General features: G+C 48.1%; 7 protein-coding genes and 1 riboswitch. Of the genes, 4 read left to right on the forward strand and 3 right to left on the reverse strand.

What is annotated here, in order from left to right; genetic code table 11:
- Window positions 1–307 precede the first annotated feature (307 nt).
- Complete coding sequence (locus HUJ21_RS12905) at window positions 308–1,354, reverse strand: DUF5074 domain-containing protein (RefSeq protein WP_291370423.1); 1,047 nt, start codon at window positions 1,352–1,354, stop codon at window positions 308–310.
- Window positions 1,351–3,240 carry a TonB-dependent receptor gene (locus tag HUJ21_RS12910; protein ID WP_291370425.1) on the reverse strand — a complete coding sequence of 630 codons (1,890 nt, stop codon included), beginning with the start codon at window positions 3,238–3,240 and terminating at the stop codon, window positions 1,351–1,353. The genes HUJ21_RS12905 and HUJ21_RS12910 overlap by 4 nt, the downstream gene beginning before the upstream one ends.
- A gap of 164 nt (window positions 3,241–3,404) precedes the next feature.
- A riboswitch (cobalamin riboswitch) is annotated at window positions 3,405–3,624 on the reverse strand.
- Between the two features lie 95 nt (window positions 3,625–3,719).
- Here HUJ21_RS12910 and HUJ21_RS12915 point away from each other — a divergent pair.
- From HUJ21_RS12915 to HUJ21_RS12930, 4 genes are all read left to right on the forward strand, one after another.
- Window positions 3,720–4,874, forward strand: coding sequence for an ABC transporter substrate-binding protein (locus HUJ21_RS12915; protein ID WP_291370427.1), 1,155 nt, complete (start codon window positions 3,720–3,722; stop codon window positions 4,872–4,874).
- A complete protein-coding gene (locus tag HUJ21_RS12920; protein ID WP_291370429.1) occupies window positions 4,867–5,895 on the forward strand; it encodes an iron ABC transporter permease in 1,029 nt (342 codons plus the stop codon). The genes HUJ21_RS12915 and HUJ21_RS12920 overlap by 8 nt, the downstream gene beginning before the upstream one ends.
- A 4-nt stretch (window positions 5,896–5,899) precedes the next feature.
- Window positions 5,900–6,940, forward strand: coding sequence for an ABC transporter ATP-binding protein (locus tag HUJ21_RS12925; protein WP_291370431.1), 1,041 nt, complete (start codon window positions 5,900–5,902; stop codon window positions 6,938–6,940).
- 188 nt (window positions 6,941–7,128) lie between these two features.
- On the forward strand, window positions 7,129–8,109 hold the full coding sequence (locus HUJ21_RS12930) for a c-type cytochrome (RefSeq protein WP_291370433.1): 981 nt from the start codon (window positions 7,129–7,131) through the stop codon (window positions 8,107–8,109).
- Here the strand turns inward: HUJ21_RS12930 and HUJ21_RS12935 are convergent.
- A complete protein-coding gene (locus tag HUJ21_RS12935; RefSeq protein ID WP_291370435.1) occupies window positions 8,104–8,889 on the reverse strand; it encodes an SDR family oxidoreductase in 786 nt (261 codons plus the stop codon). The genes HUJ21_RS12930 and HUJ21_RS12935 overlap by 6 nt on opposite strands.
- Window positions 8,890–9,045: the final 156 nt, after the last annotated feature.

A 9,045-nucleotide genomic window follows, 5' to 3' on the forward strand; every position in this document is an offset into this window, starting at 1 on the left:
AAATAAGTGAAATTTATAAATTAAATTAATAACATTAAATTCTACTCTATTTACCTTGAGATAACTTCAAGAATTGAATGACAATTTTAGAAGAGAAGAATAATTTCCACAAGACCTTATTCAAAAAATTAACTTTTTTTAACAATCCTTCTTTACAAATGGCTTTTTGGCGGGTCTTAGCTATTTATGATTCCGAAAATAGCCGGGTGAAGTAGCATTCTTCGCCCAGTATTCAACATCAGTAATCAGCACATCATGCCTTCGACAAGCTCAGGCACGGCATATCACCACTTAGGCTCATCCAAACTCAGGGAAAATAAAAACCACTCGGCCCTCTTCCTGCGGGCATTTGGTTTATCAGTTCCCCACCTGAATTGACACGCAACACCGATCCGTCTCCCTGCCAGCCGGCATGTTCACCGATATATAGCGTTTGCGTTGCTTCATCGTAACCCAATCCGTAGAAATTATTTCCTGAATAAAAATTCTCCTCAATAACTGAACCGGAGCTGATGGATAACTTCACCACCACGTCTTCGCTCTCCTGGTTACTGATGACAAAAATCTCTCCGCCTTCGGTGAGCGTAAAACTCCCATTGTAAATGCTATTGGCAACGGAAAATGCCTGGCTGTCTGTGATTTCAAAATCCCCAGAAGCTATTTCATGCAGGTAAACATTGGCTGCATCTGTGGCATACAGGTACAATTTACCCCCGTAATCAAAAAAGGAAAAAGGGGTACCCGTCACCGGAACCGTTTTTTCTACTGTTTCCGTCTCCGGATCGATCACCAGCACCTGTCCTTCAGATTGGCAGGCGGCCAACACCCTGTCCCCGAAATAAGTCAAACCCTCAGGCCTGGATGAAACAGGTATTGTATTGGCAATGGCACCGCCGGTGGGGTCATTTACCACGGCGATAAACGAATCCGGGTTCTGATAATTGTCGTCATAGGCTCCCCAATCGCTGATAAATAGCTTCCCCTCAGCCGTAACCAAAGAACGGGAATTTACCAATTCCCCTTCTACCGCTCCCATACTCATAAAATCCGATGAGCGGACGATTTCCACCTTGCCGGTATTGGCCACCAGGTAAGCATAATCGCCAAAAACAAGCATGTTCTGGATCAAGCCAGCAAAAGGGCGGTTATTGACCTTCTCAAAAATGGCAGACTCCATTTCTCCTGATGCTTCGTCAAAATGAAATATCTCCCCGTCATTGGCACCAAAGGCACCTTCGTTTACAATCAAAACTCCTTCCTCATATGCCCCCAGCGGGAGTTCGACAGGATCCGTCCCGCAAGAAAACAGGAGGCTGATCAATAACAGGCAATTGGCAATAGTTAACTTCTTCATATAAGCAGGTTTACATTAAATTGAAAATTCCTTCCCGGCATGGGCCGGAGACGCAGGACCTGATAGTCCCGGTCAAAAATATTGTGGGCACTAAGCCCCATATTCCCTTTTAACCAGTGAGAAAACTTAAAATCGTATTGTATCCCGGCTCCCCATAAAGCAAATGCCGGCAGAGTGCTACGGTTGTCTGTGGTTACGAATCTCTTCCCGGTTTTCTGTCCCCGAATAAAAAAAGAAAGGGGCCCTCTTCCGGCATGCAGCTGGCCATGAATCTTGTGCTCAGGCACATAAGGCAACCGCTTGCCTATGCTTTGGTCCTGGTCATCGTATTCAATAACAGGGCGGGTAAAGGCATAATCCAGGTCCACACCCAGCTTCCAGTTACCACTTTCCCATTCGCTTTCAAAAAAATATTCCAATCCCTGATTGACTACTTTTCGGACATTCTCCGGAGTCCAGAAAGTTCCTTTTGGCAGCCAGACGACCCATTGGTCCACGGCCATGTGAAAAAAAGCAAGCCTGTTTTTGAGGTGAAACCGGGAACCTTTCAGGGACTGGTTGAGACCCGCTTCCTTGCTCCAGCTTTGTTCGGGCAGCAGGTCGGGGTTTCCGCCAGGAACCCAAAACCTGTCATTTAAGGTGGGAACTTTAAAGCTTCGGGAAATATTTCCGGTCAGTTCCCATTCCTGGTCCTCCTGATTAAAAATGGTCCAGGCGGCACCAAGGCCCGGGGTGAAGGGCACCGGCTCCCCATCATGGATCAATTGCCGTAGTTGCAGGGAAAAACCCAGCCGGGGCAAGGGATTAAAATTCGTGGCCTGATACAATTCCAGCCGCTGTTCCTCCCTTGCATAGGTAGCCAATTTACCCTTTATATGGGTCAGGCGAATGCCTGTGTTTGATTGCCATTTATCCGCAGGTTCCCAGTCCAGCTCTGCACCCAACAGGGCCAAAAGGGTTTGGTTTTCCTCTTGGTTGAACCGCATTTTATCCCTTACCAGGCCTGCCTTTACATTCCAGCTGGCCTTATCCCTTTGGTTATAATAATCCACCACTCCCCTGATATTCCAATCCAGCTGCTGATCCCGTTCCTGGGAACCCAGCAGGGGCTGTATTTCCCGGTTGATTTCATTGAGCCAGAAGGAAGCCTCAATGGATTGTCTTTGGTCCAGTTTGACAGCCAGATCCTGTGCCCAGCCCATTTGGGTGACTTCGGCATGGTCTTGCAACCTTGTGGGCGTGCCTGCGCTGGCCCAATCGGTGTAGGGAAACCGGTTGGCCGCAAAGTTTCTGTAAATGCTTGTCTTAAAGGAAAAAGCATCCCCTCCGTACCTGTGACTCAGCTCCTGATCCCAACGACCGAAACTACCCAGGCGGGTGTTGATCCTTGTTTCATTGCCTTTCCCGAAGTCAGGGGTATTGTCCAGGTGAATGGCTCCACCAATGGCATCCGTCCCATAGCGTGCTCCTGAACTGCCGTAATGGATGGCCACCTGGTCAAACCCCCCCATGGTGAAAATGGAATAATCGGCCTGACCCAGGGAGGGGCTATTTACCGGCAGGCCATTCCAGAAGAGGGCGTTGTGTCCCGCAGAAGTCCCTCTCATGCTCACGGAAGCAAGCATGCCGGGACCGTATTCCCGTACAAACAAACCCGTACTTTGTTGTAAGGCCTCGCCCAGTGTCATGCCTGACATTTGTGTCAACCTTTCTTTGTCAAGGCTCCGGACGAATTGCCCGTAGGCATATTTTTGCAGCTGCTTTGCGTGGACTTCCACTGCTGTCAGCTCCAGGGTATCTGCAGAAAAATCCTGAGAAAAACCCGGAGTCAAGCCCAGCCACAGAAAGGCCGTGACTTTTGCCATACGCATTTTTATTCCAGCCATTGGGACATCTTTTCGTAAAGCATCCGGCAAGAAATAGCAAGAGAAATCAGTTTGTTCCCGGGAAAGGCCACAATCCACTCACTGCCTGGAAAATATCCGGCAGCTCCTGAAATAGCAGAAATTACAGGTAAGAAAACCTAGTTCTCCGCCTTTCTCCCGAAAGCGTTGAATACATAAAAAATGGCAGGTCTCCTGACTTTCCCTGGTTGATCCGCCTTCTCATCCCTGAAAAGGGACAATGGCTGAGGATGGACAACCCCTCTCGCCGGAATCCGGCCGGAGGTATGGGTTACAGTTGCGGGGACAGCTCCGGATTTTCACCGGATTCCCTATTAATCCCGAGAGCCTGGAACAGGTTCGGGAACCATAATTCGGCACAAACATACAGCAAATTCCGCATCCAAAAAATTTTTGTTGAAAATTTAGCTGTTGGAAATGGAAGGCACATTGGTTTACTTTGAACCCAAATCACATCATCAATGCTGCTTTTCAAACCAGGAATAGTTTACAAACCCTTTATTGCCATCTTATGGATAATGGCTTTTGCCTGCAGCGAAAAGCCGGCCGCAGCGGACCTGTCCTCTCTGGAAAAAATCCCTATGAGCTATGCCCGGGGATTTTCCATCTATAAGGGAGCTGATTTTTACCTCCTGGAAATCGGGCCGGAACAGGAAAGCAAAAGCCTCCTTCTGGTCCATGAAGCAGGCAAAAATAGCAGTACTTTCGCCGGTAAAATTGACGGATCTATTCCTGTGGGAAGCCGGAAAATCATCCTTACAGCCACCACCCAAATCCCACACCTGAGCTATTTGGGAGCAGAAGAGCATTTAATGGCCTTTCCCAACCTGGACCTGATATCCTCCATGGAAGTCCGCAAGAGAATTGAAGGCAATGAAATCCTGGATCTGGGAAAGGGCCCCTCCCCTGACCTGGAAAAAATTATTGCTGCAGATCCCGATTGGGTAATGGTATCCGGTTTTGGAGAGGCCGGCCAACTGGCAGAAAGGCTAAAAGCAGCTGATATTCCTGTCATTGTCAATGGTGAATTCCTGGAAAAGCATCCCCTGGGAAGAAGCGAATGGATCAAGCTTACCGGTATCCTTTTGGGGAAACCTGATCTGGCTGACAGTGTCTTTGATCAGATCGAAAAAAACTACAGGGAAGCCTTATCTACAACCGGCCAAATCCCGGAAAAAGAAAGGCCTACGGTACTTTCGGGCAACCTTTATAAAGACATTTGGTATGCCCCTTCCAAAGACAGCTGGGCAGCGCAGATCATACAGGATGCAGGAGGGCAATACCTATTTGGGGATCTTGGCGGAAATGGCAGTTTGATGTTGAACTATGAATTCGTGCTGGAAAAAGCCCGGGATGCCAGCTATTGGATTGGGGCTTCAGATTTTAAAAACCTGGGCCACATGCTGTCGGAAAACCCCAAATACGGAAATTTTGAAGCTTTCAAAAATAAACAGGTTTATACCTATACCCTGAAAAAAGGCGAAACCGGGGGGCTGATGTACTTTGAAGAGGGCTACCTCCGGCCGGATTGGGTACTGATGGACATGATCAAAATCCTGCATCCGGAGAAAGCCATCACTCACGACTTTCAATATTTCCAACGACTGGATGAATAAACTAACGCCTTACAAGCTGCTGATCTGCCTGATTTTATGTCTGCTACTATGGCTGGTCAACCTGAGCCTGGGTTCGGTATCCATTCCTGTGGAACACCTGCTGCAAAGGCTGCTGGGCATACCTTTTCCCAGGAGCAGTTGGGAAATCATTGTCATGGAATACCGCCTGCCCAAATCCCTTACCGCCATTCTGGCCGGCATAGCCCTTACCATCAGTGGTTTGCAGATGCAAACTTTTTTTAGAAATCCATTGGCCGGGCCTTATGTACTGGGTATCAGTTCCGGGGCAGGACTTGGGGTAGCCCTGCTTTCCATGGCAGGGACAGCATTTGGCTGGCAATTCATGCAGGCTTCCGGGAGTTATTGGTCTGCAATAGCAGCGGCCAGCCTGGGTTCTATCGGTGTGCTGGTGTTGATGGGACTGGCGGCATGGAAAGTCCGCGACAGCATGACTTTGCTGATTGTGGGGCTGATGTTTGGCAGTGCTGCCTCTTCCCTGATTACCTTGCTGGCCTATTTCAGTGCTGCCGAGGAATTGAAGCTATTCACCATTTGGTCCATGGGTAATCTGGGCAGCACCGGCTGGGAGAAGTTGGGGCTGCTCAGCGGCGCGGTCCTGCTGGGGATTTTGCCTGTACTGACCTCAGTGAAAGCCTACAATGCCATGCTTTTGGGAGAAAACTATGCGGTCAGCATGGGCATTAATTTTCAAAGATTGCGCTGGTCCATGATATTGAGCACCGGGATATTGACGGGAAGTATTACGGCATTTTGCGGCCCCATTGCCTTTATTGGGATTGCTGTTCCCCACCTGGCCAGGTTGCTGTTCAAAACCAATAACCATACCCAGCTATTCCCCGCAGCTGCGCTTCTGGGGGTATTGGTATTGCTGGTCTGTGACAGCATCAGCCAACTTCCCGGCATGGCCACAAGTCTGCCTATCAATGCCGTGACCACAGCTTTCGGGGCCCCATTGATCATATGGCTGATCATGAGAAGGAATTTTAGCGAAGAATTTTAAGGCTATGGATAGCGAAAATAAATGGCATAAACAGGAAACACCCGCAATTCATGCGGCAGGTCTGGATCTGGGCTACCGCTCTGCCCAGGGTCTTAATCTGCTTGCTTCCGGAATTTCTTTTGACTTGCAGCAGGGAGAGCTAACCTGTCTGATGGGACCAAATGGCGTAGGCAAATCCACCTTACTGAAGGCAATCATGGATCAGCATCCCCCAATAAAAGGAGCTGTTTTCCTTGGAAAAGAGAATGTAAGAGAAATCAGCGATAAGGAGCGGGCCAAAAAAGTGGCAGTAGTGCTCACCGAGAAAATTCCTTCTGGTGCGATGACAGTCCTTGAGTTGGTGGCTTTGGGAAGGGTTCCCCATACTGGTTGGTGGGGCCGGCTCAGTCCTCAAGATCAGTCTGTGGTAAACAAGGTCATGGACATGACCAACATCAAGGACCTGGCCGGTAAAAAACTGGCTGCCCTAAGTGATGGTCAGCGGCAAACCGCTTTAATTGCCAGAGCACTGGCACAGGACAGCCCCATCCTGATTTTGGATGAACCCACTGCCCATCTGGACCTGACCAACCGGTTTGAAATCATGTATTTGTTGCGGGACCTGGCCAAAAGAGCCGCCAAGGCCATCCTGGTGGTCACTCATGATTTGGAAGTAGCCATGGAAACGGCTGATAAGTTATGGATTATGGAAGCCCGAAAGCCATTGCTTACAGGTAGTCCGGAGGACCTTATGATACAGGGAGGCATCCAAAATATGCTCCCGGGAAACAAGTGGCAAATAGATGCAGCATCAGGTAAAATCAGACTCAAAGACCCTGCACGGCTGCCGGTAATTGATGGCCCTGCCCACCTGAGTCATTGGATCCGGAATGCCTTCAGAAAAAATCCTGAATTGTCCCAGCCTGAACGCATCGTGGTAAGTGATCAGCCTTTCAGAATACTTCTTGTTTTTGCAGACAGAAAAGAGGAGGTTAACAGCATTGCTGAAATGATTGGTTTTTTGCGGCAGCGTGCAAAGAAAAATAACTCAAAGACTACCCGTTAAAAAATTTTTTCATTATATTTAATACCAAATTATCATTTTTCAGAAATCTACCCTACCTATATTTAATTCCATTTATCTTGTATTTTCAGGCTTTTTATTAAAATTGACTGACTGAAAATACTGAAAGGCAATAAATGTGCTTTAGTAAAACTATAGTTAAATATTAACCCAAAAAAAACCCAGTTAAAATGTCCACCTTCATCAAAGTCCTTATCGTTTCGGTTTCCGTTATTGTCCTACTGCTTATTGTAGGACTGGTCTATGTTTCCACGGCCTTGCCCAATGTAGGGCCTGCTCCTGAAAACTTAAAAGTAGAAGCCAGCCCTGAAAAGATCGAGCGGGGCAAGTATCTGGCCAATCACGTCATGCTCTGTATCGATTGCCATTCTAAAAGAGATTTCAGCCTTTTTAGCGCTCCGCCTATACCCGGAACGGAAGCCATAGGGGGAGAGCGCTTTGACCATAGCATGGGCTTCCCCGGTGTATTTGTTTCTCCCAACATTACCCCGGCAGGCATTGGGGATTACACAGACGGAGAATTATTCAGACTGATCACAACAGGGGTCAAAAAAGATGGAAACCCCATTTTTCCCGTCATGCCTTATGCCAGCTATGGAAAAATGGACCCCGAAGACATAGAAGCCGTTATCGCCTATATCCGTAGCCTGGAGTCCAATCCTTCCGAAAACCCGGTATCCGAAGCGGACTTTCCGGTAAATCTGATCATGCGGACCATGCCCGTAAAAGCCGAATTGACCAAAAGGCCTCCCGCAGAAGATGCTGTGGCCTATGGCAAATACCTTACCACCGCATCTGCCTGCGCCGACTGCCATACTCAATTTGAGAACGGAGCCTATACGGGTGAGCCCCTTGCCGGAGGACGTTCTTTTTTATTTCCTGATGGCAGCATACTTACCTCAGCCAACCTCACCCCACATGAAACAGGGTTGAAAAACTGGTCCAGGGCACAATTTATTGAGCGATTTAAAATGTTCGAATTGCCGGAAAATATCGGCAAGCTGAACCCCGGAGAAATGCAAACCATCATGCCCTGGGCCATGTATGCCGGCATGAGCAGGGAGGACCTGGGGGCCATCTACGATTACCTGCAAAGCCTTGAACCGGTAGAAAATACCGTCACGAAATTTATCGCAAGTGAAAATTCATAAGCCCCTGCTTGCCCCTCCATCTATGGGGATACTTGCTCCCGTGATATAGGCTGCCTGGGGAGAAGCCAGAAAAGTCAACAAATACCCGTATTCTTCGGGTTTTCCAAAGCGAGCTGCGGGAATGGCTGCTTTTCTGGCTTCCATCAGTTCTTCCAGAGACTTACCAGTCCCCTGCACCTGGTTTTCGGTCAGTTCCCGGATCCGTTCCGTATCAAAAGCTCCGGTCAGGATGGAATTTACCGTTACCCCATAGGGTGCCGCTGCCTGGGCAAGTGATTTTGCCCAGCTGACCAAGGCAGACCGGATGCTGTTGGACAATACCAAATTGGGCATGGGCTCTTTTACGGAAACTGAAGCCACATTTAAAATCCGTCCGAACCCCCTCTCCTTCATCCCTTCCAGGAGCAGGTGGCTTAAATGATGGTAGGTTTTAAAAAGGAGATCAAAAGCTTCCTGATAGGCTTCCGTTGACTTTTGTTCCACCGTTCCGGCCTGTGGGCCATTGGTATTGTTGACCAGAATGTCTACTTTTTTATTCTCAAAAAAGCTGGTTGTGCGTTCCCTGAAAGTGTCGAATTCCAAAAAATCCACTTCCAGGAAATCGTGTTTTTGACCCTCCCTTGCCGCAAGCAAATCCCGGGCTTGTTCCAATTTGGCCTGGTTCCTGGCCAAAAGGGTAATGGTAGCACCACTTTGGGCCAACTGTTGGGCAATGGCAAGCCCCAAACCACGGGTGGCCCCACCTACTACTGCATGATATCCTGTAAGGTCAATAATCATTTTTTATTTTTTTTAATTAACATTTCTACGACTCCTGAAATCCGATTACCTTTCAGGTTTTGGCAATCACCAGGCCCTTGTCAAAATCTACAGCGCAAAACCTATTGTATTTATCATTCTAATAATAAAATGATTATAACGTATTTTTGCAACTTA

This window comes from Cyclobacterium sp. (assembly GCF_014762705.1).
In the GTDB taxonomy this organism is placed as follows: domain Bacteria; phylum Bacteroidota; class Bacteroidia; order Cytophagales; family Cyclobacteriaceae; genus Cyclobacterium.